Source organism: Pseudomonas brassicacearum subsp. brassicacearum (assembly GCF_008801605.1).
Classification (GTDB): domain Bacteria; phylum Pseudomonadota; class Gammaproteobacteria; order Pseudomonadales; family Pseudomonadaceae; genus Aquipseudomonas; species Aquipseudomonas brassicacearum.
In genome coordinates this window covers 391,210-415,504 of record NZ_VZPJ01000001.1, presented here as the reverse complement: position 1 = coordinate 415,504, position 24,295 = coordinate 391,210, and the positions used below count along the sequence as shown (strand labels likewise).

Sequence of the window (24,295 nt, the reverse complement as noted above, 5' to 3'; positions counted from 1 at the left end):
CATGAGTGTCTACGAACTCAATTCGCCACTGCCCGACAGCGTGACTGACAGTGCCCTGGCGGCCTTGCAACGCTGGGCCAGGGAGCGACCGACGCAGATCGCCCTGCGCCATCGGCGTCTCGGCATCTGGAAAGCCTGGCGTTGGATCGATGTGCAGCGCGAGGTCGAATGTGTTTGCGATGGTTTGCGCCAGCAGGGCTTTGCCCCAGGCGCGCGGCTGGCGCTCAGTGGTGCCTTCGAGCCGAGCCTGTTGATCCTGGCACTGGCCGCACGCCAACTGGGCGGGCACAGCGTGGTGATCGACCGCGACAGCCGTGGTGGGGATCTACAGCGCCAGTTACGCCTGGCCCGTCCGACGTTCGCCTTTGTCCAGCGCCGCGAAAGCGTATCGCACTGGCTGCAGTGTGGCCTGGATGAGGATTGGCCGCTGCGGCTGTATTCGGCCCAGGCCAACGCAGCGAGTCGCGGCCTGTGGCAAGTGCAGTCGCTGTCGGTGCTGTTCGTCAGCGAGGCGCCGACCGCACAGCGCCAGGGCTGGGCCCAGGTCGCCGAGGACACAGTGGTATGGGTCGACGAAGGCACCGAATGGCGCGATGGCTTGACCCACTTGTTCAGTCGTTGGCTGGACGGCGGCGAAGGCCTGGCATTTCCGGAAACCCGCGAGTCAGCCAGTCGCGATCGTCGCGAGATCGCCCCGACGGCCTTGTTGCTGTCCGCCGTGCGAGTCGAATCGCTGGCGGCGGAAATCGAGGCTCGCCTGCCACTTCCAGGCAGTTGGCGACGGCGCCTGTGCGAATGGACCCTGGATGATCCGCGGCGTGGCCTGCGACGCTGGCTCAAGGCGCGGGTGCGGCATCTGCTTGGCTTCCAGCGGCTGCGCCGGATCGAAGTGCCGAGCGCGCCCGCACACGCCGTATTGCAAGGACGGGCACCTCAATCGTGGTTGCAGGAGTACCTGGAGCGAGCGGCATGAGTGCGCTGCTGGAGGTGCGCAACGTGTCGCTGTCGTTCAGGGGTGTGAAAGCGATTTCCGACCTTTCGTTCAGCGTAAAGCTTGGCGAAATCTGCGCGTTGATCGGGCCGAATGGTGCGGGCAAGAGTTCGCTGCTGAACATCCTCAATGGGGTCTACCGGGCCGATGCCGGCCAGTTGTTCTTCGCCGCCGAACCGTTGCGCCGCCCGCATCCGCTGAAGGCGGCGCGGCTCGGCATCGGCCGGACGTTCCAGAACAATGCGTTGTTCAAGAAAATGAGCGTGGTGGACAACCTGCTTACCGGCCTGTCTCGCTTCCAGCGCACGTTTTTTCTCGAACAGGCCCTCGGCCTGCCGCGTGCCCGGCGCGAGGCGCGGGCGTTCGCCGAGCGTGCCGAGCGGGTACTGGAATTCCTTGAATTGCAGGCCTGGCGCGACGTCGCCGTGGGCAGCCTGGCCTACGGCCTGCAGAAACGCGTGGAGCTGGGCCGGGCACTGATCGCGCAGCCAACCCTGCTGTTGCTCGACGAGCCGATGGCCGGCATGAATGCCGAGGAGAAACAGGACATGAGCCGCTTCATCGCCGACATCAATCGCGATCTTGGCACCACGGTGATTCTCATCGAGCACGACATCCAGGTGGTCATGGGCTTGTCCAGCCATGTCGTGGTGCTGGACTACGGACGCAAGGTCGGCGACGGCTCGCCGGCCGAAGTCCAGGCCAATCCCGAGGTGATCGCCGCTTATCTGGGGGCGCCTCACCCATGAACTTTTTTCTGGAAACCCTGATCGGCGGGTTGCTGGCCGGCACCCTGTATTCGCTGGTGGCCATCGGTTTCGTTCTGATCTACAAGGCCAGTGGCGTGTTCAATTTCGCCCAGGGCGCCATGCTGTTGTTCGCCGCGCTGACCTTCGTCAGCTTGCGCGAGCAGGGCCTGTCCTTTGCCCTGGCGTTGGTCCTGACGGTGTTGGTGATGATCGTCGGCGCATTGTTGATCGAGCGCCTGGTGCTGCGGCCGTTGGTCAACCGTTCGCAGATTACCCTGTTCATGGCCACCCTCGGCCTGTCGTTCATCATCGAAGGCCTCGCCCAAGGGCTGATGGGCGCCCAGGTGCGCGCGCTGGACCTGGGCATCGAGGACGTTCCGCTGTTCGTCGGCGAGATCATGATCAGTCAGTTCGACCTGATCGCCGCCGGAGTGTCGGTGCTGACGGTGGCGGTGCTGGCCTTGCTGTTCAACAAGACCCGCGTCGGTGTCGCCCTGCGTGCCGTGGCCGACGATACCCGTGCGGCGCTGTCGCTGGGCATCAACCTCAACCGCATCTGGCAGATTGTCTGGGCCGTGGCCGGCGTGGTCGGGCTGGTCGCCGGGCTGCTCTGGGGCGCGCGCCAGGGCGTGCAGTTTTCGCTCTCGCTGGTGGTGCTCAAGGCACTGCCGGTGCTGATCATTGGTGGCTTCACTTCGATCGGCGGGGCCATCGTCGGCGGGCTGATCGTCGGCGCCGCCGAGAACCTTGCCGAGGCCTACATCGGGCCGCTGATCGGCGGAGGCATCACGCCCTGGTTCGCCTATTTCCTCGCCTTGATCTTCCTCTACATCCGTCCGTCCGGCCTGTTCGGCGACCGGATCATTGAACGGGTATGACGCCATGACCGCTACTGTTCCGCGCCTCACTGCCAGCTTCGACGAGGCGCCCCTGACCCTGGTGCGTCGGAACTGGCGGCCGGGCCTGCTGCTATTGCTGCTGGTGGCCTTTGTCGGCCTGCCGTGGCTGGGTAACGACTATTGGCTCAATGCGATCCTGATTCCTTTCCTGGTGTTGTCGCTGGCCGGCCTGGGGCTGAACCTGCTGACTGGCTACACCGGCCAGACGTCGGTTGGCGCCGCCGGCTTCATGGCGGTGGGTGCGTTCGCCACCTACGGCCTGCTGTTGCGCGTGCCTGGCCTGCCGTTGCCGCTGGCGCTGCTTGGCGGCGGGGTGATCGCCGGGTTGGTCGGGCTGCTGTTCGGTATCCCCAGTTCGCGGATCAAGGGCTTCTACCTGATGGTCACCACGCTGGCCGCGCAGTTCTTCCTGGAATGGGTGTTCGCCAAGTTTCCCTGGTTCTACAACTACGCCTCGTCCGGCACCATCAGCGCGCCACGCCTGGAGTTGTTCGGGCATAACCTGGCCACCCCGGTCGGCCGCTACCTGTTGACCCTCAGTTGCGTGGTGCTGCTGACCTGGGTGGCGATCAACCTGGTGCGCAGCCAGGTCGGCCGCAACTGGATGGCGATCCGTGACATGGACACCGCTGCTTCGGTGATTGGGATTGCGGTCGAGCGCGACAAGCGCATGGCCTTCGCCGTCAGTTCGTTTTACCTGGGTATCGCCGGGGCGCTCTGGGCGTTCGCCTACCTGGGGACGGCCAGTGCTGGCAGCTTCGACATCAACCGCTCGTTCCAGATTCTGTTCATCATCATTATCGGTGGCATGGGCAGCATTGCCGGCGCCTTCATCGGCGCGGCCTTCATCAGCCTTGTGCCGATCCTGCTCAGCCATGCCGGGCAATGGCTGTTCAACGGCAACGTCGACGCCGGGCAACTGCAGAACCTGCAGAAGGTGCTCTTCGGCGGTTTGATCATCTGGTTCCTGATCAAGGAACCGGAAGGACTGGCACGCCTGCTCGGCGATCTGCGCGAACGCATCAGGGTCTGGCCGCTGCGGTTCTGAGCGCCGACCCACGCCCCAACAGACCTTGACCCGACCAAGGGAAAGGAGGTTTCCAACACTGCACAAGAAGTACAAACCATGCGTAGAACCTTGCCTCGCCTCCTGTTCGCCGGTCTCTTCGTGGCTGGCGTCCAGGCCCTGCTGCCGACCGTCACCCAGGCCGCCAGCAACCAGCAATTCATCCCCATGGCCACTTACCGGGTCGGCGCCTATGCCTCAAGCGGTATCCCGTGGTGGGCGGGGGAAATCGACTATTTCCGTTACATCAACGAGGTCGAAGGTGGCATCAACGGCGTCAAGCTGGTCTGGCAGGAGTGCGAGACCGAGTGGAACGTCGATCGTATCGTCGAGTGCTATGAGCGCTACAAGGGTGGGCTGGACGGTGCGCCGACAGCGTTCTTCTTCACCCACAGCACGCCGGGTTCCTATGCGCTGATGGAGAAGGGCGCGGCCGACCGGATCCCGCTGATCGACGGGGCTGGCGGGCGTACCGAATCCACCGACGGCAGCGTGTTTCCCTATGCCTTCCCGCTGCTGCTCAATTACTACGGCCAGGCCTCGGTGGGCATCAACTACATCGCCGAGCGCGAGGGCGGTTTCGACAAGCTCAAGGGCAAGAAGATCGTCACCGTCTACCACGACTCCGCCTATGGTCGTGAAACCCAGGCGCCGATGACCTTGCTGGCGCAGAAGTACGATTTCGAGAGCATCCAGATCCCAGTGGCCGATCCAGGCAACGAACAGTCCGCGCAATGGCGCCAGGTGCGGCAGATCAAGCCGGACTGGGTGTTCCTGCGGACCTGGGGCGTGTCCACTCCAGTGGGGATCAAGACAGCTGCGCGGTTCGGCATCCCGGTCGATCACATCATTGGTGATGTCTGGGCCGGCTCCGAGGCCGATGTGATCCCGGCTGGCCCTGCCGCCAAGGGCTACCAGGCGCTTGCGCCGTTCCCGGGCGGCGACGGTTTCGAGATCCACAAGCGCTTGCGTCAGTCGATCCTCGACTCCGGCAAGAGCGACCTCAAGGACCGCAGCTATTTTGGCAAGGTCTACTACAACATCGGCCTGATCAACGCAGCCATCGCGGTCGAAGCACTGCGCACGGCCCAGGCGAAGTTCGGCAATCGCCCACTCAACGGCGAGGAAGCGCGCTGGGGCTTCGAGCACCTGGACATCGATGCCGCGCGGCTCAAGGCCAGTGGTTTCGAAGGCCTGCTGCCGCCGCTGAAACTGTCCTGCTCCGACCATGAGGGCGGCGGTGCGGCGCGCGTGCAGCAGTGGGACGGCGAGAAGTGGGTGCTGGTGACCGACTGGGTCCAGGCCGACCGCGCCACGCTGCGCCCATTGATCGAAGCCAAGTCCGCGGCCTACGCCAAGGAAAAGGGCATCACCCCACGAGACTGCGCCAGCGAGCAGTGAGCCGCCGTCGATAACTGTCGCCCGGCCGCCGTTGTGCGGTCGAGCACTCAAGCCGAGAAAAAATCATGCATGCAACCTTCAAACGTAGCCTCGCCGCCTTCGGCCTGGCGCTCGGTGCCTGTGCGGCGCTGATCCCGGCTGCCCAGGCGGCCAACGAACAGTTCTTCCCGCTGGCCACCTTCCGGGTCGGCGCCTATGCCTCCAGCGGCATTCCGGTCTGGGCCGGGATGATCGACTACCTGCGCTACATCAATGAGGTGGAAGGCGGGATCAATGGCGTCAAGCTGGTCTGGCAGGAGTGCGAGACCGAATGGACGGCGGAGAAGGGCATTGAATGCTACGAGCGCTTCAAGAATGGCCTCAACGGCGCGCCGGTGGCGATCTACTCGCCCAATGGTGCACCAGCGGCCTATGCCCTTGCGGACAAGGCCGCCGCCGACAGGATTCCCTTGATCACCCTCGGCTATGGCCGCACCGAAGCCACCGACGGCAGGGTGTTCCCCTACAACTTCCCGGTCATGCTGACGTTCTACAGCGAGGCCTCGGCGTTCATCAACTATGTGGCCGAGCGCGAGGGCGGGCTGGACAAGCTCAAGGGCAAGAAAATCGCCACCGTCTACCACGATTCTGCCTACGGTCGGGAAACCCAGGGGCCGCTGGCACTGCTGGCGCAGAAGTACGGCTTCGAGAACATCCAGATCGCGGTGGCCGATCCGGGTAACGAACAGGCCGGGCAGTGGCGCCAGGTGCGACAACTCAAGCCGGATTGGGTGTTCCTGCGCACCTGGGGCGTGTCCACGCCAGTGGCGATCAAGACCGCGGCACGTTTCGGCTACCCGGTGGAGCGCATCGTCGGCGACATCTGGGCCAGTTCCAACGAAGACGTGCTGCCGACCGGCGAGGCGGGCAAGGGGTATCTGGCGCTGACACCCTATCCGGGCGGCGCCAACTTTGACATCCACCAGCGCATCCGCCAGTACATCCTCGACACCGGCAAGAGCGACCTCAAGGATCCGAAGAGCTTCGGCAGCGTCTACTACAACTCTGGCCTGGTGAACGCCGCCATTGCCGTCGAAGCGATCCGCGCCGGGCAGAAGCATTTCGGCAATCGCCCGCTCAACGGTGAGGAAGGTCGCTGGGGCCTGGAGCACCTCGACCTCAACGATGCACGCCTCAAGGAAATCGGTTTTCTCGGGCTGATGCAACCGCCGCGGTTGTCCTGCAACGACCACGAGGGCGGTGGGGCGGCCAAGGTGCAGCAATGGGACGGCCGGCAGTGGAACCTGATCACCGATTGGGTCCAGGCCGACCGCGCCACGTTGCGCCCGTTGATCGATGCCAAGGCCGCCGAGTACGCGAAAGAGAAGGGCGTGACCGCCCGCGATTGCGCGGCGCAGTAACCAGGCACACAGCTCGCAAATCGAAACGCAACCGGGCGCGACTGCGCCCAAGGGGTAGGAAACCATGACCATTGAGGCCCTTGCGGGTACTGAGAATCGTGAGTTGCTGGCGGTGCAAGACATCGAAGTGATCTACGACGGCGCGATCCTCGCCGTGGCCGGGGTTTCCCTGCGGGTCGGACAGGGCGACATCGTCGCCCTGCTTGGCGCCAACGGGGCCGGCAAAAGCACCACGCTCAAGGCCATCTCCGGGCTGGTCCAGGCCGATCGGGCACAGGTCAGCCGTGGACGGATTGTCTTCCAGGGACAGGACACCGCCGGGGTTGCGGCCAATTTGCTGGCACGCCAGGGTATCGTCCATGTGCTGGAGGGACGGCATGTGTTCGCTCACCTGACCGTCGAGGATAACCTGCGTAGCGGCGGTTTCCTGCGCAAGCCGACGCGACGGGCGCTGGAGCAGGATCTGGAACGTATCTATGCCTGGTTCCCACGGCTGAAGACCAAGCGCAAGACCCAGGCCGGACTGACCTCGGGCGGCGAGCAGCAGATGCTTGCCATCGGCCGGGCACTGATGACCAAGCCTCGACTGGTGCTGCTCGATGAGCCTTCGATGGGCCTGGCGCCGATCCTTGTCGAAGAGATTTTCGCCATCGTCGCGCAGCTCAATGCCCAGGAGGGCGTGAGTTTTCTGGTGGCTGAGCAGAACATCAATGTCGCCCTGCGCCATGCCAGCTACGCCTACATCCTGGAGAACGGTCGGGTGGTGGGTGAGGGTGACGCCACGGAGCTGGCGGCGCGGGAAGACATCCAGCATTTCTACCTGGGTGGCAAGGTTCGCTGAGGGAGGCGCGATGCAACTGTTGGCTGGGCAACAGTCCGCCGACAACTTGCCGCTCACGGGGCTTTCATGCGTATCTGGGTGTCTCGTCAACTTATTGAATATAAAGAGTTTTTAAGTTTGGTACGGGCTGTGCTTTGGCTCTGGGTGAACCCGTTATGCATGGAGTAGCACATGACCGACTCACCGTCTTTCGATCTGCCTGGGCAGGCCCGTCCGGTGCCGCGCAGCCCGGCCCATATCATCCGTAGCGACGCCGAGGCCATCGAGGTGGCGCAGCGCCTGGCCGAGGATTTCTCCCGCGAGGCTGCCTTGCGCGACCGCGAGCGACGGTTGCCCTGGGAAGAGCTCGAACGCTTTTCCGCGAGCGGGCTATGGGCGATCCGCGTGCCGAAGGCATACGGTGGCGCCGAGGTGTCCTATGCCACTCTCAGTGACGTGGTCGCGATCATTTCCGCTGCCGATCCGTCCCTCGGCCAGTTGCCGCAGAACCATTTCGGTGTGCTCAGCAACCTCAGTCTGACCGGCAGCGAGGAGCAGAAGCGCCGTTACTACGCCAAGGTGTTGCAAGGCTATCGTTTCGGCAATGCCTTTTCCGAAGCGCGCAGCCAGTACGTCACCACCTTCCAGACGCAGATACGCTTCGACGGCGACACAGCCGTACTCGACGGCGAGAAGGCCTACTGCACCGGCGCACTGTTCGCCCATATCGTGCCGGTTGCCGGAGTGGATGAGGAAGGGCACGTCCATATCGCGCTCGTCCCACGCGATGCGGCGGGCCTGACGGTGATCGACAGTTGGGACGGTTTCGGCCAGCGCATTACTGCCAGCGGCCAGGTGCGCATCGACGGCGTGCGGGTGCCAGCGAGCGACGTGGTGCCGGCCTGGAAGGCCTATGACCAACCTACCTCCGACGGCCCGATCTCGCAAATCATCCAGGCTGCGGTGGACACCGGCATTGCCCGTGGCGCCTTCGCCGAGACCTTGCGCGTAGCACGCCAGGCGCGTCCATGGGTGGACAGCGGGCTGCAACACGGCTGGCAGGACCCGCTTGGCCAGGCGCTGATCGGTGAGTTGGCCTGGCGCCTGCAGGCGGCCGAAGCGATTCTGCGGCGCGCGGCGCATGCGGTCGACCGTGCTGTCGCCGAGCCCTGCGAGGAGCGGGTGGCTGAAGCCTCGGTGATCGTCGGCCAGGCCAAGGTGCTGTCCACCGAGATTTCCCTGGAGGCGTCCAGCCGCCTGTTGGAGTTGGGCGGCACCCGCAGCGTTTCGGCCAGTCAGGGGCTGGACCGGTTCTGGCGCAATGCGCGGACCCATACTCTGCACGACCCGGTGCGCTGGAAATATCACTTGGTCGGCAATCAGCTGCTCAACGGCATCAAGCCACAACGTCATTCCTGGAACTGAGGTATCGCGCATGTCCAACTTACATTCCCAAGGCCGTAGCGACCTGGCCCATGCTCGTCATGTCGAGGCTGCTTTGCTTGACTACCTGCGAGCCCAAAGTGCCCGTCATGAAGCCCTGGTGATCGCCGCGGTTGGCGAACTGCGCATCCGCATCGACGCTGCCGATGCCTTGCTGGAGTACGCCGACGAGTCCCAGTCGGCCGCCATCGCGTTTCGCCTGGCCGCCGCCGAGGCGGCGCGCCTGGCCGGTCATGTGTACTTCGAATTGGCCGGTCGCAGCCTGCCGCGACCCTGGCCGGACAACCCCGAGCCGGCATTGCTGACCCAGCGTCGGCTGCTTGGCGACCATTACCTCAACGGCGCTGCGTTGGCCGACGGACAAGGGGATGGTTTGAGATAAGGAAGGCGGCAGATGCCTCGTTCTGTGGGGGCGAGCCTGCTCGCGATAGCGGTGGGAACGATCAACACCCCAGAGCGTGGGCAAGCTCTCTCGCCACGGATGCAGTTTAGTGAGCGGTCACTTTCTCCTGGCCGGCGCGGACGTCGAAGGCGCCGCCGGTGAAGGCTCCTTCCACGGTGACCTTGCCCTTGCCGGGCAACAGCGGGAACACCAGTTCGGCGAAGCGGTAGGCTTCTTCCAGGTGCGGGTAGCCGGACAGGACGAAGCTGTCGACGCCCAGGTCGGCGTATTCCAGCAGGCGTGCGGCGACGGTTTCGGGGTCGCCCACCAAGGCGGTGCCGGCACCGCCGCGTACCAGGCCAACACCGGCCCACAGATTGGGCGCCACTTCCAGCTTGTTGCGGTCGCCACCATGCAACGCCGCCATGCGCCGCTGGCCCTCGGAGTCCATCTTGACGTAGTTGGCCTGGGCGGCGGCGATGGTGGCGTCGTCGAGGTGGCTGATCAACTCGTCGGCAGCGTCCCGTGCGGCTTCGCTGGTTTCCCGTACGATCACATGCAGGCGCACGCCGAAACGCACGCTGCGGCCATGTCTGGCTGCGCGGGCGCGCACGTCGGCGATCTTCTCGGCCACGGCCGCTGGCGGCTCGCCCCAGGTCAGGTAGGCGTCCACATGCTTGGCCGCCAGCTCGTGGGCCGCTTCTGATGAGCCGCCGAAGTACAGCGGTGGGTGGGGTTGTTGCACGGGTGGGAAGAAGTTCTGGGCGCCACGTACCTTCAGATGCTTGCCATCGAAGTCGACGGTCTCGCCTTGGAGCAGGCGCCGCCAGATGGTCAGGAACTCGTTGGAGGCGTCGTAGCGTTCGTCGTGCGTGAGGAACACACCGTCGGCCTCCAGTTCGGTAGCGTCGCCGCCCGGTACGACGTTGAGCAGCAGGCGACCACCACTGGCCTGGTCCAGGCTGGCGGCCTGGCGTGCCGACGCCGTGGGGTTGCCCAGCGAAGTGCGCAGCGCTACCAGCAGCTTGATGCGCTGGGTCACCGGAACCAGGCTGGCGGCGGTCACCCAGGGATCCAGGCAACTGGCCCCGGTGGGAATCAGCAGGCCATCGTAGCCGAGCTGATCGGCGGCCACGGCGATCTGGCGCATGTAGGCGTTGGTCGCCGGTCGGCCGCTGCCGGAATGGCCCAGGTAGCGGGTGTCGCCGGAGGTGGGAAGGAACCAGAAAATATCCAGGCTCATGAGGTTTGATCCTTGTGCGGTTGGGAGTCTGGAAAGGCGCATAGGCCCTTCCGGTATCGCAACGCTTGGCGTATTGGGGCTTTGTCGGCCGGGCCGCATCGCCTGGTTTTATTTTGATTAGATCGACAGTTGCAGGGCTCGGCCCGGGCGTGTGTTGACGTCCGGACGGCGCCGGTTGACCACCAACTCGCCGATGGCGATCAGTCGCGCTCGCGTGACGTTGCGACTCAGGCCCAGCAAGCTGGCTGTGCGCACCTGGTTGCAGTGGCAAAAGCGGTAGGCGGCGCGCAGCAGGCTGTCTTCAACCTTCTCGTGGAGGCCGCCGGCCTGTTCTTCGAACAACCGGTGGAAGGTGCGCAGCAGTTGTTCGTCGGCGCTCTCGCCGAGGCTGGCCTGCGGTTGTTCCTGGCGCTCGATCCGCAGGGACGACAGGCGCAGGTCGTCTTCCTGCACCAGGCCGTTGCGGCATACCAGCAGGGTGTGGTGGATGACGTTCTCCAGTTCGCGAATGTTGCCCGGCCAGCCGTAGTCCACCAGTTTGCGCTCGGCTCCCGAGGTCAGGCGCACTTCGCCGTAGCCCAGGCGGTTGCAGTAGGTCTTGATGAAGTGACGGGTCAGCGGCAGGATGTCGCCCGGCCGCTCACGCAGCGGATAGAGTTGCAGGCTGACCACGTCGAGACGGTAGTACAGATCCTCGCGGAAGTGGCCGGCGCCGATGGCCTTGTCCAGTTGCACGTTGGTGGCAGCGACTACGCGCACGTCGATCGGGATGCTCTTGCGCGAGCCCAGGCGCACCACCTCGCGCTCTTGCAATACACGCAACAGCTTGACCTGTATGGCCATCGGCAGGTCGCCGATCTCGTCGAGGAACAACGTGCCGCCATTGGCCTCCTCGAACCAGCCGGCCTTGGCGGCGAGGGCGCCGGTGAAGGCACCTTTCTCGTGGCCGAACAGCTCCGCCTCCACCAGCGATTCGGAAAAGGCTCCGCAGTTGACGGCGACGAATGGCCCGGCGCGTCGGCCGCTGAGGTTGTGGATGTGGCGTGCGACCAGCTCCTTGCCCGTGCCGGTCTCGCCAATGATCAGGACGCTGGCCTCGCTGGGGGCGACCTGTTGCACGTGGGCGAGCAGCGCCTGCGATCTAGGGTCTTCGAAGACCTGTGCGGTCGCCCGGATCGAGGTAGCCAGTGTTGGCGAAGGGGGGAGAGTCAGCAGTTGCATGGGCATCCCTATGAGTAGAAGGAGGGGGTAGGCCGCGTCTGGTTCAGCGCCCATTCACCCAGTTCGTGGAGTTTGTAATCCACCGGGTCGTGCAGGCTCTGGGTGCGCAGGTTGCGCCAATGGCGGTCGAGACGCAGCGATGCATGGGTGGCGCGGGCTCCGGTGACTTCGAACAGACGGCTACAGATATCCAGGCCGGTGCGTACGGCGGCGACTTTGGCGGTGGCGATGGACAACGCCAGTTGTGCGCGTTCCTCGGCACCCAGCGCGAGCCCCTTGTGCCAGGCCTCATCGAGCTGCTCGGCGGCACGCTCCACCAGCAGGCGCACGCTTTCCAGGCCGACCCAGAACTCACCGTAGTGACGCAGCACGTAGGGGTCTTCGCTGACATGCTGAGCCTTGGAGCGGAACCACGGACGGCCTTCCTTGAGGGTGTACTGACGAGCCTCTTCCAGGGCGCCTTCGGCGATGCCGAGGAAGATATGGGAGAAATGCAATTGGGCGATCAACGGGCGCAGGCAGGCGAAATGCGTGCTCAGGGGGCCGGGGTCAAGCAGCAACTCGTTCTCTTCCACGCGCACCCGTTCGAAGGTGGCGCTGCCACTGTCGGTCTGGCGCTGGCCCATATTGTCCCAGTCGCCGTGCAGGGTGATGCCGGTGCGGCCACTGGGGATCGCGGCAATCAGCAGTTTGCCGCCGGCGCTTTCGTCGATGGCCGAGGCGATCAGCATTTCCGAGTCGCTGGCACCGGAACAGAAGCTCTTCTTGCCGGAAAATTCCCGCCAGCCGTCAAAGGTCTTGACCACGGTACGGGTGTCCAGGGGGTTCAGTGCATTGCCCCAGAACCAGTTCTTGCGGGCGGTCTGTTCGAACCAGGGTTGCCACTGATCGGGGCGCGAAAACAGGCGCACGGTGGCCAGCATCAGGTGCTGGAAACCGAAGACGTGGGCGATGGAACTGTCCACCTTGGCGAACTCGCGCACCACCCCAAGGGTTTCGCTCCAACTGGCGCCGAGGCCGCCAAACTGGGTTGGAATGCTCAAGGCCAGCAGGCCGCTCTGGCGAATGGCGTCGCGTTGCTCCTTGGGCGTGCCGCCGGCCTCGTCGCGCTCTACGGCGGTTTCGGCGAATTCCACCGCCAGGCGGCGGGCGGTCTGCAGCGGGGTCAGTACGGTGGGCTGTTGTTGGGTTCTCACGCGATATCCCTCGCAAAAAGGCCTTCCAGGCAAATGCAGTCGTGATTCATGCGGGCTCCTCAGGCGATCTTGCGCAGGGCGTGTGCCTGGCCGGAAAACAGGCGAGCGGCGCGCGCGGCCGCCAGCTCGATGCGCGACTGCAAGGTCTCGCTGACGATGCGGTAGTCGGCGAAATCGGTCTCGCAGGCGTACACGCCGATGGGCAAGGTGAGTGACTGGAAGAAGCTGAACAGCGGGCGCAATTGGTGATCGAGGACCAGGGCATGACGCTCGCTGCCACCGGTGGCGGCCAGCAGTACCGGCGTGTTGACCAGGGCGTCCTGACCGACCAGGTCGAACAAATGCTTGAACAGGCCCGGATAGGTGCCGCGATAGACCGGTGTGGCCACCACCAGCAGGTCGGCAGACTCGATCAGGCGCAGTTCGTGCTCGACGGTTTCCGGCAATTCCTTGCGCCACAGCGCGCCGCCCAGCGGACGGACAATGTTGCCCAGTTCGATCAAGTGGGTATCGATGACCAGATGCTGGCCGAGCTCGCCCAGGATGGCTTCGGTCAGTGCCAGAGTGCGGGAGGGGCGGGAGGTACCGCCGGAGACAGCGACGACTTTCAGAGGAGTGCTCATCCTAGGTGTTCCTGTTGGACTGTTGATCGGGGTACATGGGCTTGAGCAAGGGCCGTACCAATGTGAAAAGCCCAGTGTTTACTGGGCTTCGCGGGGTAGGAGAGGGGGGTGACTGTTGATCTGGCGGATGAATTGTTGAGTGGCTGTTGCACAAGCAACAGTTGAGCCGATGTTCCTGCGGCAACAGTTTTCAGTGCTGGGATTGATGCACGTCGAGCAACGGCTTCAGTTCTTGTTTATTCAGCAAGTTGGGGCGGGACAAACATGCAGCCGTCCTAAACAGCCGGCCGCCGCATCGCCAGAATGGCCGCACCGAAGCCGATGAACGTCGAGCCAACGAGCCTGCTGATCCACACGGAAAACGCGGGCCGTTTCAGCACGCCTTTGGCCTGGGCCGCGATGGCGGCATACAGGCTCAAGGAAACCAGTGACAAGCCTGCGAATATCGAGGTGAGGAGCAGGAACTGCGGTAGCAGTGCGGCGCTCTGGTCGATGAATTGCGGGAACAGGGCGGTGAAGAACATCGTCGCCTTGGGGTTGGTGATGGCTGTCAGGAAGGCCGACTTGTACAGCTTTGAACGCGATGGCTTGCTGGTTTTGCCATCGGCTTGCACATCCTGCGCGAGTATCGGGCTCTTTTTGAACAGCTGCCTGGCGCCCAGATAGAACAGATAACCCGCCCCCAGGACTTTCACGGCGTTGAACAGCCATTCGGAGCTGGCGAGCAACGCGCCCAATCCCAGCATGGCGGCGGCCGACAAGCAGAACAGCCCGCTGGCGTTGCCCACCGACGACCACACCGCGTAACGCGGCCCGTAGGCCAGGCTGTTATTGATCGCCATCAAGGTGGCAGGTCCGGGACTGGCGATGGCGATTGCCGCGACCAGGGTAAAGGCGAGAATTGAGTGCAGTTCCATTGATCACATTCGCGACTGATTGAGAGGATGTGCATCCTACAGGAGAACCTGGGGTTGGCTGAATACGGCCACCCAGCGTTTCCATTGGTGCAGCCACGCTCGGGGTGTTCATCGAGTGGTTCGCGACCCTGCTGGGGCCTGGCCTTGAGCGCTGAGCCGTCGGGGCGGCTTTAATGCTACAGTCCGGCCTTTCCTGGGGGAGGGGCGCGTCATGCGGATCGTAGTAATGGCTTTGACGATGGCGCTGCTGGGCGGATGCGCCACGGCCAACGAAACCTTTGGCATGGGACAGCTCTGCGGCCGCCATCCTTACTGCGGTGCGGCGACCGATATCGAGATCATCAAGGCCTCGACGAATGACAACGACGTGTATTCACGCGCGCTGGCACCGTTTGCCGTCGTCGACCTTCCTTTCAGCATCGTCGCCGATACGCTGATCCTGCCTTATACGATTTTTCATATGAGGCCTGCCGAGGAGTAGGTGTATTGCCTCGACGGGTTGAATCCGTGGGGCAGCAATGCGGCATTTTTGGTGACGATCACCGCCTACAGATTTCGCGAGGGACGCACATGATCGACGGTTCCGCTGTCTTGACAGTTTTTTTGGTCTACCTGGCTGGTGTCGTGATTCCTGGACCGAATTTCGTCGCGGTGGTCCATAAGGCGGTGGCGGCTACGCGCTCTGAAGCGCTGGCCTTGGTGGCGGGAATCGTACTGGTCAACCTGTTCTGGTCCACCTGTGCGATTGCAGGTCTCGGGGTTGTATTTGCTGCGCTCCCTTGGGCTGCGCTGGTTGTAAAGGTTCTGGGCGCAGCCTACCTGATGTGGTTCGGATTCCGACTGCTGATCAACGCGGGGAGGAATGCGCCGGGCCCGCTGAATGATGCCGTCGCCGGTAGTTGCCGCCAGTCCTTTATTCAGGGGGTGATCACCAACATTGGCAACCCCAAGTCCATGGCTTTCTATGCCGCTGTTTTTTCAGCCGCGGCTCCCGCCCACGTTTCGCCAGGCACGTTTTTGTCGATGCTGGCAGTTGTCGTGGTGGTTTCAATGGCCTGGTATGCAATGGTCGCAATTGCGCTTTCGCAACCGAGGATTGCTTGCGCCTATCAAGGTAGGAAAAAAGCAATTGATCGACTGTGTGGTGGTTTGATCTTGTCTCTGGGGATTCGCCAGCTGGTTTAGCGAGTAGCCGTTGCTGGAGCAAGCCTTCCTCGTTGCACGCCAGGTCGGTGTTCCGCTGACCGACCTGGCGCTTACTGCCCAGCTGTTCAAACCCCTGCGGTGGCCTCGCGGACGAAGTCTTCGTAGGTGCGCAACGGACGCCCGAGGATGGTTTGTAGCCGTTCCACGGTTCCTTCAGCAGCCTGCATGCCAAACGTCTGGATACCGGACATCATCAGGCGCATGTCATAAGCCAGCCAGGCGGGACCGTACGCGGCCAATTGCGCTTCGAAGGCGGCCACATCGTCACCGCCGTAGGCGATCTCGCGACCCAGGGCTGAACTCCAGATATTCGCCGCGGCGGCACCGGTCAGTGCTTGTGGGCCGACCAGCTCCAGGGTTACACGGTCCAGGGCCGAAGGTGCCCTGTCGCGTCGCAGCAACTCGGCAGCGGCGATATCGGCGATGTCGCGGGCATCGATCATCGAGACGCCCGCCGAGCCGATCGGCATCGGGTACACCGAGTAGTTCTGAATCGTCTGCTGGACCATCAATTCGTTTTGCATGAAGTACGCCGGGCGCAGGATGGTCGCCGGGATGTCGAGGCTTTCGATCATGCGCTCGACCGTGTGCTTGCCGGTGAAGTGCGGAACGTGGGTGAACTTGTCAGCGTGAATCACCGACAGGTAGACGATGCGCTCGATGCCGGCATCGCGAGCGAGGTTCAAGGTGATGAGGGCTTGTGTCACCTCGTCGGGGGTCACGGCATTGAGCAGGAACAGCGTACGCACCGACGCCAGCGCCTCGCGCAGCGAAGGCACGTCGGTGAGGTCGGCAACGACTTCAGTCACGCCCGCCGGGAATGTTCCCTTGCCAGGCTGGCGCACGAGGGCTTTGACGTCGGCGCCTGCGTCGGCGAGGCGCTGGATGATGAGTGAACCGATGGTGCCCGTGGCGCCGGTAACGAGAATGCTCATGTTGAATCTCCTGCAAAAGGGTGGGTAGCCGGAAAAGTCCGCTACGGCCTTGTCGGCCCGTTGCGATGATCAAACGATATTCCGTTGCAGAAACAAAACGAAGACGCCAGGATGTAGACACTCCGTTTCAAAAGTGGAACAGCATGAACCTGAACGCGCTGATCGATTTCACCCTCGTCGCAACGAACGAGGGGTTGGGAAAAGCAAGCCGTGCGAGCGGAATATCCAAGGCAACCTTGTCGCGCCGCATTGCCGACCTCGAGGAGCAATTGGGCGTCAGGCTGATCGAGCGCAGTGCGCGTGGTCTGAAGCTCACCGAGGCTGGAGAGCTGCTGCTGAGCAGGGCCGAAGGGCCGTTGGCCGAGGTGGTCGAAGCCATGGCGGCGGCGAAGGAGGGCGTATCGACGCCTCGCGGACGCTTGCGTGTCGCTGCCCCGGTCCTGTTTTCGCAGCTGGCGATGGGCGGCATCGGCGCAGCGTTTTGTGCGGCTTACCCGGACGTCACGATCGAGGTCATTTCGGAGGATCGCGTGGTTGATCTCGTCGAGGAACAATTTGATGTCGCCATCCGGATCAACCCCAGCCCGGACAGCGATTTAGTCGGTCGCTGTTTCGCCAAGGACCGGCTGGTGGTGGTGGCCGCGCCTGGATTACCTCGGCCTGCACCCGGCGCCATCCGCTCAGTTCCCGGTGTTGTGATGTCCAGTTTCGAGCCCACCCATTGGACACTCGATGGCGGCAGCCTGATTCTGGAGCCGATCCCCAGGCTGCGCTTCTCTTCGTTCCTGATGATCCGCGATGCGGCCATCGCCGGTGGTGGGGCTGCCCTCATTCCACAGTCCATCGCATGGAACCAGTTGGCCAGTGGCGAGTTGGTCCAGTGGGGCACGGTATCGGGGAAGGAAGCCGAACTCTGGGTCTTGCACACGTCCCGGCGTCTTGCTGCACCGAAGGTGCGTGCATTTGTCGATTTCATGTGCGCCAGGTACCCGGACATGTCGTTGGTACTGAAGGGGTAGGGACGATCAATCTCACGTCGGGTTGTCGGCAATGAGCCTCACCCTGTGGCAATCGGCCGGTCCGAGTTTCTGACCGCTTGAGGATCGAACATCCATCGGCATGAGGGCCTGTCCGGACGTGTTGTCCAACAGCACGGAACGCGTTTCTCCCGGCTCGAACAGGAAGCGTTCACCCCACTGTCGCAGGCTGACCACGACCGGAAAGATCTCTCGGCCTTTCTCTGTCAGGACGTATTCCTTGTAGGCGCTTCCATCGGATGCGGGTCGAACGTCGAACACCCCGACCTCGACCAACGCCTTGAGTCGCGAAGCCAGAATGTTCTTGGCCACGCCCAGGCTCTTCTGAAATTCGCTGAAGCGGCGAATGTCGTCGAATGCATCACGAATGATCATGAGCGACCAGCGATCGCCAATCACGTCCAGTGTCCTGGCTACCGGGCATTCGCTGTTTTGCGGTGAAGCGTTTTCCATTGTATTGACCTCCTGAAAAAGCATCGCAAGTCCGGTCGATGTCTGTGGTTGCAAATCGAAACCTGATCAGGCAACAATCCAGTCAGGTTTTCAATTGAAACCAGTTTAGCGTCAAGGAGACGTGCATGACAGCAGATGTCGATTGTTGCACCCAGCAGCCTTCGGGAAATTTGAGTGACGACCAATGTGCCGGGCTTTCGCCGGCGCTCACGTTATTGTTTTCCGTGACCTGCGCACTGGCCGTCGCCAATGTCTACTTCGCCCAGCCCTTGCTCGCCTCGATGGCCGAGAGCCTGGGCGTCGCGTCAGGATTTATCGGGGTGGTGGTGACGGCCACTCAGGTGGGTTACGCGCTGGGGTTGCTGTTCATCGTCCCGCTGGGGGACAGGGTCAACCGTAAACGCCTGGTTTTCGCGCAATTGGTGTTGTCCGCGCTTGTGCTGGCGGTCGTCGGTGCCGCCCAGCATTGGTTGGCTTTGCTGGGGGCCATGATCGTGATGGGCTTGCTGGCGGTGGTTGTCCAAGTGCTGGTGGCCTATGCCGCCGTGCTGTCTACGCCCTCCCAACGGGGGCAGGCCGTGGGAACCGTCACCAGCGGCGTGGTCCTGGGTATTCTCCTGGCGCGGTTTACCTCTGGAGTGATTGCCGATCTGGCGGGCTGGCGCGGGGTTTATTTCGTTTCCGCGGGATTGATGCTGACCATCGCGGCAGTGTTCTGGGCAGTGGTGCCTGCCGCCGTGTCGTCACCTGACCGGCAGCCTTACCTGGCGCTCATCCGGTCGCTGTTCAAGCTGTTCATGACCGAGCCGGTGCTACGGATCAGGGGGCTGCTGGCCTTGCTGATCTTTGCCGCGTTTTCGGTGTTATGGACCGCCATGGTGCTGCCGTTGAGCGCCGCGCCGCTGTCGCTTTCACATACGGCCATCGGCCTGTTTGGCCTGGCTGGCGTCGCCGGGGCCCTGGCAGCCAGAAGGGCCGGTCGCTGGGCCGATCAAGGCTTTGGACAACGCGTTACCGGCTGGTCGCTGGGGCTCCTGACGCTCTCCTGGCTGCCTATCACGTTTACCGAAACCTCCCTGATCGCACTGGTGTGCGGCGTGGTGTTGCTCGACTTCGCGGTGCAAGCCGTGCATGTCACCAACCAGAGCTTGATCTTCGCAGCACGGCCCGACGCGCAAAGTCGCATGGTCGGCGCGTACATGTGTTTCTACTCGGCGGGCAGCGCGCTGGGCGCGGCGGCCGCGACCCAGGTTTATGCGCTGTGGGGCTGGATGGCGGTCAGCCTGCTAGGCGCCTTGATCAGCCTCGCCGCGTTGGCAGTGTGGAGGCTCTCGCTTCATTGCGGCCACTGCTCAAGCAGGATCGAGACGAACTTCTCCGCAGCCGGGGAGAGCGATGCGCCCCGGCGGTAGACCAGGCCCAGCGAGCGGTTTACCACCGGCTCGATCAGCGGCACGCTGACCAGCGTTGGATGATCCCCGGCCGGCATCGCCAGGCTGGGCATCGCCGACACGCCGAGGCCAGCCTCGACCAATCCCAGCGACGTGGACAGGTGCTGCACTTCGTAAAACCATTGCGGGCGCCAGCTCAGGCCCGACAGTGCGTGGTCCAGCAGCATGCGGTTGCCGCTCAGGCGACCAACACCGATCAGCCGATAATCACTGAGTTCCGACCAGGTAACCGCACTGCGTTCAGCCAATTCATGATCGCGCCGGCAGGCCAGCACAAAGGGTTCGTTGACCAGGGGCACGAACTCGATGTCCGGGTGCTGGCCGCTCATCATGTTGATGCCGAAGTCGGCTTCGCCGCGCAGAACCGCTTCGAGCCCTTCGTTGGCGCTGAGGTCGAGCAGGCGGATGCGGATTTTCGGGTAGCGCTCGTTGTAGAGGCGGATCACCGAAGGCAGGAAATAAAACGCTGCCGTGGGAATGCAGGCCAAAGTTACCCGGCCGATCTGCCGCTCCGCCAGCTCGCGGATGTTGAGAATCGAGTCGTCGAAATCATCCAGCAGGCGCCGCGCCTTGGGCAGGAAATCACGGCCGACGCTCGTCAGGCTGACCTTGCGGGTGGTGCGATCGAGTAAAGCGGTTCCCAGGCCTTCCTCGAGTTTTTTCATCCGTCGGCTCAAGGCTGGTTGCGACAGATGCAGTGCGTCAGCGGCTTCGTGGAAACTGCCGAGTTCGGCGATTTTCACGAAAGATCGTATGTCCTGGAGTTCATATTCCATGTGCTACCTCACCGAGGAAGGGCCGTGCGCGATGATAATTAGCGTAAAGCAATTCATTTGTGAAACGCAATAATCGCTCTGATCTTTGCATTGGAAACACTTTTCAAACCCTGCCACTCTTGTTTCCAGAGCATCAATTATCCAGATTGATCAACAAGAGTTAGTGAACATGCAGCGAATTCCTTGTGTGCTAATGCGCGGCGGTACGTCCAAAGGCCCGGTATTTCTCGCCTGGGATCTGCCGGTCGCCATCGCCGAACGTGACGAGCTGCTGCTCAACCTGATGGGCTCGGGCCATGAGTTGGAAATCGACGGCATCGGTGGCGGCAGTCCACAAACCAGCAAAGTGGCGATCGTCAGCCCATCGCTGCACCCTGATGCGGATGTCGATTATTTGTTCGTCCAGGTCATGGTTTCCCAGCGTCGGGTCGATACCGCCCCCAACTGCGGCAACATGCTCTGCGCCGTCGGCCCGTTCGCTATCGAGCAGGGACTGGTCAAGCCTTCCGGCGACCTGACCCGGGTGCGTATTCGCAACCTCAATACCGGGACTTTCGTGAATTCCGAAGTGCAAACCCCGGAAGGCAAAGTCCGCTATGAAGGCGATACCGCCATCGATGGCGTGCCTGGCACAGCGGCTCCGGTGCAACTGACCTTTCTCGATGCGGCGGGCAGCAAGACAGGGAAACTCTTTCCCACTGGACAACCCCAGGACCTGATCGACGGCATCCCGGTGACCTGCATCGACATGGCGATGCCGATGGTGATCGTTCAAGCCAGTCAGCTTGGCAAGCGCGGCGATGAAAGCCCCGCTGAGCTGGACGCCGATAAAGCCTTCCTGCAGCGCCTGGAGTCCCTGCGCCTGAAAGCCGGCCTGGCCATGGGCTTGGGTGATGTCAGTGACAAGGTCATTCCCAAACCGGTGCTGGTGTCTCCGGCCAAGTCTGGCGGGACGGTCCAGGTGCGTTATTTCATGCCGCACAACTGTCACCGCGCCCTGGCGATCACCGGTTCCATCGGCTTGGCCACTGCGTGTGTGACCGAAGACAGCGTCGTCGCACAGTTGCTTGGCATCGTCAGCGAGCCGCGCTTGCAACAGGTTCGGATTGAGCACCCAAGCGGCGGCATTGATGTCGTACTGTCCTACACCGGTGAAAAGGGTGAGACCATTCGGGCTTCGGTAGTACGTACCGCGCGCCGGCTTTTCTCAGGTTACGTCTACGCCACGGCGTCCCAGCGGCTGGCCGGATAGCCCAGGCAGCCAGGGTCTTTTGCATCAGAACAATTCTAAAAATGGGTGATGCCATGAAAGTTGTTAAATCGCTCTACTTCCAGATCATCTGCGCCGTGCTGCTGGGCGTGGTCGTCGGGCATTTCTGGTCGCAACAGGCAATTGCCCTGAAGCCGCTGGGTGATGCCTTCATCAAGCTGATCAAGATGATGATCGCGCCGGTGGTGTTCTGCACCATTGTCACCGGCATCGCCGGCATGAGCGACAAGCGCTCGCTGGGGCGTTTGTTGAGCAAGACCATGCTGTTGTTCCTGGCGCTGACGGTGATCAGCCTGATCATCGGCCTGGTGTCGGTCTACCTGTTCAAGCCCGGCGCGGGCATGAACATCGATCCGACGCAGTTGAGCACCCAAGGATTGTCGCAGTACACCGAATCCGCCGCGAAACTGAGCGTGGTGGACTTCTTCATGCACATCATTCCCGACACCTTTATCGGCGCCTTCAATAAAGGCGAGGTGTTGCCGGTGCTGTTTATCGCGGTGCTCTGCGGTTTTGCCCTGTCGTCCTTGGGTGAGCGCGGCAAGCCGGTGCTGGAGGTCCTGGAATCAGCTTCGCACATGGTCTTCAAGATTTTCTCCTACCTGATGCGTTTCGCTCCGATCGGCGCTTTCGGGGCCTTGGCCTTCACGGTGGGGCAGTACGGGATCACGTCGCTGGGCTCGCTGGCCAAGCTGATCATGACCTTGTATATCGCCTGCGCCTTCTTCGTCTTCGTGGTGTTGGGCAGCATCTGCCGCGCACATGGCTTCAGCCTCTGGAAGCTGCTGCGTTATCTGCGTGAAGAATTCCTGGTGGTACTGGGGACGTCCTCGACCGAACCGGTGATGCCGCGAATGTTGGAAAAACTCCAGGCCCTGGGTTGCAAGAAAGGCGTCGTGGGGCTGGTGCTGCCGACAGGTTACTCGTTCAACCTCGACGGCACGGCGATCTACCTGTCGCTGGCGGCGATCTTCATTGCCCAGGCCTGCAACATCGACCTGACGCTGACCCAGGTCATCAGCATGCTGGCGATCATGCTGCTGTCGTCAAAGGGGGCCGCGGGTGTGACCGGCAGCGGGTTTGTCGCCCTGGCCTCGACCTTGACGGTCATCCACGACATTCCCCTGGCGGGCCTGGCCCTGTTGATCGGGATCGACCGGTTCATGTCCGAAGCGCGGGCGTTGACCAGCCTGGCGAGCAACGCCGTTGCGACCGTGGTGATCTCCCTTTCGGAGAATGCCTGCGACCGCGAACTCCTGTTGCGGACCCTGGATGGCAAACCCGCCCTGACGCAGACCCCGGCAACGGACTCAGCCTGGGACGACACGAAGGTCGCCAAACACATCTAGCCGCTCGCGGCTGACTCGACGGCACCACATCAGCTCACTCACTACCTGCGCCAGGCACACTTTTGCGTGTTGCCTGGCGGGTTGGGGGGCGTGCGCCTGAATGTCAGCCAAGCTACTCATAACAACAAGAGAACTGACATATGCTCGCTTTACTTGGCTTGGCCATGGTGGTGGTCTTTACCTTCCTGATAATGACCAAACGGTTGTCACCGATCGTCGCCCTGACGGTGGTGCCCATCGTCTTTGCCGTGCTCGGCGGCTTTGGCGGGACCACCGGCAAGATGATGTTGGACGGCCTGAAAATGGTCGCGCCGTCGGCGGCACTGTTGTTGTTCGCGATCCTGTTTTTCGGCCTGATGATCGACGCCGGTCTGTTCGACCCGTTGATCCGCAAAATCCTCAAGCGGGTCAATGGCGACCCGATGAAGATCGCCGTGGGCACTGCGCTGCTGTCGCTGTTGGTGGCGCTGGACGGTGACGGCACGACGACTTACATGATCACCTGTGCCGCGATGCTGCCGCTGTACAAACGCATCGGCATGAATCCGATGATCCTGGCGACTGTTTCCATGCTCTCCTTGAGCATCATGAGCGGCATGACCCCTTGGGGCGGCCCGGCGACCCGCGCGATCGCGGCATTGGGCCTGGATGCCGGTGAGTACTTCGTGCCCTTGCTGCCGACCATGATCGGCGGTGCGATGTGGGTGGTGTTCACGGCGTTCCTGCTAGGTCGTGCCGAGCGCAAGCGCATCGGCAACGTCCAGCTGCAAAGCGGTGGCGGTGACTGCTACATCAACGCGATCATCGAGAATACGCCGCACAAGCGTCCGAAGCTGGCCTACGTCAACCTGCTGCTGGTGGTTGCGGTGATGGTTGCGCTGGTGATGGGGCTCATGCACTCGGCGATCCTGTTCCTGATCGGTTTCGTCCTGGCGCTGATGATCAACTATCCGCAGTTGGACATTCAGAAGGAGCGCATTCTCGCCCACTCGGGCAACGCCATGACCGTGGTCCTGCTGGTGTTCGCCGCGGGCATCTTCGCCGGGATTTTTTCCGGGACGAAAATGGTCGATGCCCTGGCACAAACCCTGGTCGACTGGATTCCGCCTTCCTGGGGCCATCTGTTCCCGCTGGTGGTGGCGATTACCAGCATGCCGCTGACCTTCGTATTGTCCAACGATGCCTACTACTTCGGTGTCGTGCCGATCCTGGCCAATGCCGCTGCCGCCTATGGCATCGATCCGGTGGAAATTGCCCGGGCGTCCATTCTCGGCCAGCCGGTGCACTTGATGAGCCCGCTGGTGGCCTCGACCTTGTTGCTGGTGGGCATGGTTGACCGCGACCTTGGCGACTTCCAGAAAGCCACCGTCAAATGGGCGGTGCTCACGTCCCTGGTGATTACTGCACTGGCGCTGCTGACCGGGGCGCTGACGCTGTTTTCCTGATTCACCCGACACCTTAGCTTTT

The 24,295-nt window shown here is 62.7% G+C and carries 24 protein-coding genes; 16 read left to right on the top strand and 8 right to left on the bottom strand.

Going from position 1 to position 24,295, the window contains the following annotated elements; translation table 11 throughout:
• Window position 1 precedes the first annotated feature (1 nt).
• The 9 genes from F7R20_RS01825 (at window position 2) to F7R20_RS01785 (ending at window position 9,151) form a co-directional block, all read left to right on the top strand.
• Window positions 2–973: an AMP-binding protein gene (locus tag F7R20_RS01825; RefSeq protein WP_003200661.1), complete on the top strand. Its 972-nt coding sequence runs from the start codon at window positions 2–4 to the stop codon at window positions 971–973.
• Window positions 970–1,740: an ABC transporter ATP-binding protein gene (locus F7R20_RS01820; RefSeq protein WP_003200664.1), complete on the top strand. Its 771-nt coding sequence runs from the start codon at window positions 970–972 to the stop codon at window positions 1,738–1,740. The genes F7R20_RS01825 and F7R20_RS01820 overlap by 4 nt, the downstream gene beginning before the upstream one ends.
• Window positions 1,737–2,618, top strand: a complete 882-nt coding sequence (locus tag F7R20_RS01815) for a branched-chain amino acid ABC transporter permease (protein ID WP_003200666.1) — start codon at window positions 1,737–1,739, stop codon at window positions 2,616–2,618. The genes F7R20_RS01820 and F7R20_RS01815 overlap by 4 nt, the downstream gene beginning before the upstream one ends.
• A gap of 4 nt (window positions 2,619–2,622) precedes the next feature.
• A complete protein-coding gene (locus F7R20_RS01810; RefSeq protein ID WP_003200668.1) occupies window positions 2,623–3,687 on the top strand; it encodes a branched-chain amino acid ABC transporter permease in 1,065 nt (354 codons plus the stop codon).
• A 78-nt stretch (window positions 3,688–3,765) separates the two neighbouring features.
• Window positions 3,766–5,106, top strand: coding sequence for an ABC transporter substrate-binding protein (locus tag F7R20_RS01805; protein WP_003200670.1), 1,341 nt, complete (start codon window positions 3,766–3,768; stop codon window positions 5,104–5,106).
• A gap of 65 nt (window positions 5,107–5,171) precedes the next feature.
• The gene (locus F7R20_RS01800) at window positions 5,172–6,506 is read left to right on the top strand and encodes an ABC transporter substrate-binding protein (RefSeq protein ID WP_003200672.1); all 1,335 of its coding nucleotides are present in this window, start codon (window positions 5,172–5,174) and stop codon (window positions 6,504–6,506) included.
• A 64-nt stretch (window positions 6,507–6,570) separates the two neighbouring features.
• The gene (locus tag F7R20_RS01795) at window positions 6,571–7,347 is read left to right on the top strand and encodes an ABC transporter ATP-binding protein (protein ID WP_003200674.1); all 777 of its coding nucleotides are present in this window, start codon (window positions 6,571–6,573) and stop codon (window positions 7,345–7,347) included.
• A gap of 171 nt (window positions 7,348–7,518) precedes the next feature.
• Complete coding sequence (locus F7R20_RS01790; protein WP_003200675.1) at window positions 7,519–8,751, top strand: SfnB family sulfur acquisition oxidoreductase; 1,233 nt, start codon at window positions 7,519–7,521, stop codon at window positions 8,749–8,751.
• 10 nt (window positions 8,752–8,761) lie between these two features.
• The gene (locus F7R20_RS01785; RefSeq protein WP_003200677.1) at window positions 8,762–9,151 is read left to right on the top strand and encodes a hypothetical protein; all 390 of its coding nucleotides are present in this window, start codon (window positions 8,762–8,764) and stop codon (window positions 9,149–9,151) included.
• Between the two features lie 106 nt (window positions 9,152–9,257).
• On the opposite strand, the gene ssuD is transcribed toward F7R20_RS01785, so the two are convergent.
• The 5 genes from ssuD to F7R20_RS01760 all read right to left on the bottom strand — a co-directional run bounded on the left by ssuD (window position 9,258) and on the right by F7R20_RS01760 (window position 14,351).
• Entirely contained in the window at window positions 9,258–10,394 is a 1,137-nt protein-coding gene (gene ssuD / locus F7R20_RS01780) for an FMNH2-dependent alkanesulfonate monooxygenase (protein ID WP_003200680.1), read from the bottom strand.
• A gap of 117 nt (window positions 10,395–10,511) precedes the next feature.
• Window positions 10,512–11,615: a sigma-54 interaction domain-containing protein gene (locus F7R20_RS01775; RefSeq protein WP_003200682.1), complete on the bottom strand. Its 1,104-nt coding sequence runs from the start codon at window positions 11,613–11,615 to the stop codon at window positions 10,512–10,514.
• 8 nt (window positions 11,616–11,623) lie between these two features.
• Complete coding sequence (locus F7R20_RS01770; protein WP_003200684.1) at window positions 11,624–12,811, bottom strand: acyl-CoA dehydrogenase family protein; 1,188 nt, start codon at window positions 12,809–12,811, stop codon at window positions 11,624–11,626.
• A 59-nt stretch (window positions 12,812–12,870) separates the two neighbouring features.
• Window positions 12,871–13,434, bottom strand: coding sequence for an FMN reductase (msuE, locus tag F7R20_RS01765; RefSeq protein ID WP_003200686.1), 564 nt, complete (start codon window positions 13,432–13,434; stop codon window positions 12,871–12,873).
• A gap of 275 nt (window positions 13,435–13,709) precedes the next feature.
• The gene (locus tag F7R20_RS01760; RefSeq protein ID WP_003200689.1) at window positions 13,710–14,351 is read right to left on the bottom strand and encodes a LysE family translocator; all 642 of its coding nucleotides are present in this window, start codon (window positions 14,349–14,351) and stop codon (window positions 13,710–13,712) included.
• Window positions 14,352–14,562: 211 nt separating this feature from the next.
• Here F7R20_RS01760 and F7R20_RS01755 point away from each other — a divergent pair, with 211 nt between their 5' ends.
• Window positions 14,563–14,832: a YceK/YidQ family lipoprotein gene (locus tag F7R20_RS01755; RefSeq protein WP_027912369.1), complete on the top strand. Its 270-nt coding sequence runs from the start codon at window positions 14,563–14,565 to the stop codon at window positions 14,830–14,832.
• Window positions 14,833–14,921: 89 nt separating this feature from the next.
• Complete coding sequence (locus F7R20_RS01750; RefSeq protein WP_003200694.1) at window positions 14,922–15,536, top strand: LysE family translocator; 615 nt, start codon at window positions 14,922–14,924, stop codon at window positions 15,534–15,536.
• Window positions 15,537–15,622: 86 nt separating this feature from the next.
• Here F7R20_RS01750 and F7R20_RS01745 read toward each other — a convergent pair whose 3' ends face one another.
• The gene (locus F7R20_RS01745; protein WP_003200696.1) at window positions 15,623–16,492 is read right to left on the bottom strand and encodes an NmrA family NAD(P)-binding protein; all 870 of its coding nucleotides are present in this window, start codon (window positions 16,490–16,492) and stop codon (window positions 15,623–15,625) included.
• A gap of 143 nt (window positions 16,493–16,635) precedes the next feature.
• Between F7R20_RS01745 and F7R20_RS01740 the strand changes: the two genes are divergently transcribed.
• The gene (locus tag F7R20_RS01740) at window positions 16,636–17,511 is read left to right on the top strand and encodes a LysR family transcriptional regulator (protein WP_003200698.1); all 876 of its coding nucleotides are present in this window, start codon (window positions 16,636–16,638) and stop codon (window positions 17,509–17,511) included.
• A gap of 12 nt (window positions 17,512–17,523) precedes the next feature.
• On the opposite strand, the gene F7R20_RS01735 is transcribed toward F7R20_RS01740, so the two are convergent.
• A complete protein-coding gene (locus tag F7R20_RS01735) occupies window positions 17,524–17,982 on the bottom strand; it encodes a winged helix-turn-helix transcriptional regulator (RefSeq protein ID WP_003200700.1) in 459 nt (152 codons plus the stop codon).
• Window positions 17,983–18,107: 125 nt separating this feature from the next.
• Between F7R20_RS01735 and F7R20_RS01730 the strand changes: the two genes are divergently transcribed.
• Window positions 18,108–19,394 (top strand): MFS transporter, encoded by a 1,287-nt coding sequence (locus tag F7R20_RS01730; RefSeq protein WP_003200703.1) that lies wholly within the window; start codon window positions 18,108–18,110, stop codon window positions 19,392–19,394.
• Here the strand turns inward: F7R20_RS01730 and F7R20_RS01725 are convergent.
• Window positions 19,319–20,209, bottom strand: coding sequence for a LysR family transcriptional regulator (locus tag F7R20_RS01725; RefSeq protein WP_003200706.1), 891 nt, complete (start codon window positions 20,207–20,209; stop codon window positions 19,319–19,321). The genes F7R20_RS01730 and F7R20_RS01725 overlap by 76 nt on opposite strands.
• A 169-nt stretch (window positions 20,210–20,378) precedes the next feature.
• On the opposite strand from F7R20_RS01725, the gene F7R20_RS01720 reads away from it, so the two are divergent.
• The 3 genes from F7R20_RS01720 to F7R20_RS01710 all read left to right on the top strand — a co-directional run bounded on the left by F7R20_RS01720 (window position 20,379) and on the right by F7R20_RS01710 (window position 24,273).
• On the top strand, window positions 20,379–21,461 hold the full coding sequence (locus F7R20_RS01720) for a 4-oxalomesaconate tautomerase (protein WP_003200708.1): 1,083 nt from the start codon (window positions 20,379–20,381) through the stop codon (window positions 21,459–21,461).
• A 41-nt stretch (window positions 21,462–21,502) separates the two neighbouring features.
• Window positions 21,503–22,828, top strand: coding sequence for a dicarboxylate/amino acid:cation symporter (locus tag F7R20_RS01715; protein WP_003200711.1), 1,326 nt, complete (start codon window positions 21,503–21,505; stop codon window positions 22,826–22,828).
• A 140-nt stretch (window positions 22,829–22,968) separates the two neighbouring features.
• The gene (locus F7R20_RS01710; protein WP_003200714.1) at window positions 22,969–24,273 is read left to right on the top strand and encodes a CitMHS family transporter; all 1,305 of its coding nucleotides are present in this window, start codon (window positions 22,969–22,971) and stop codon (window positions 24,271–24,273) included.
• Window positions 24,274–24,295 lie beyond the last annotated feature (22 nt).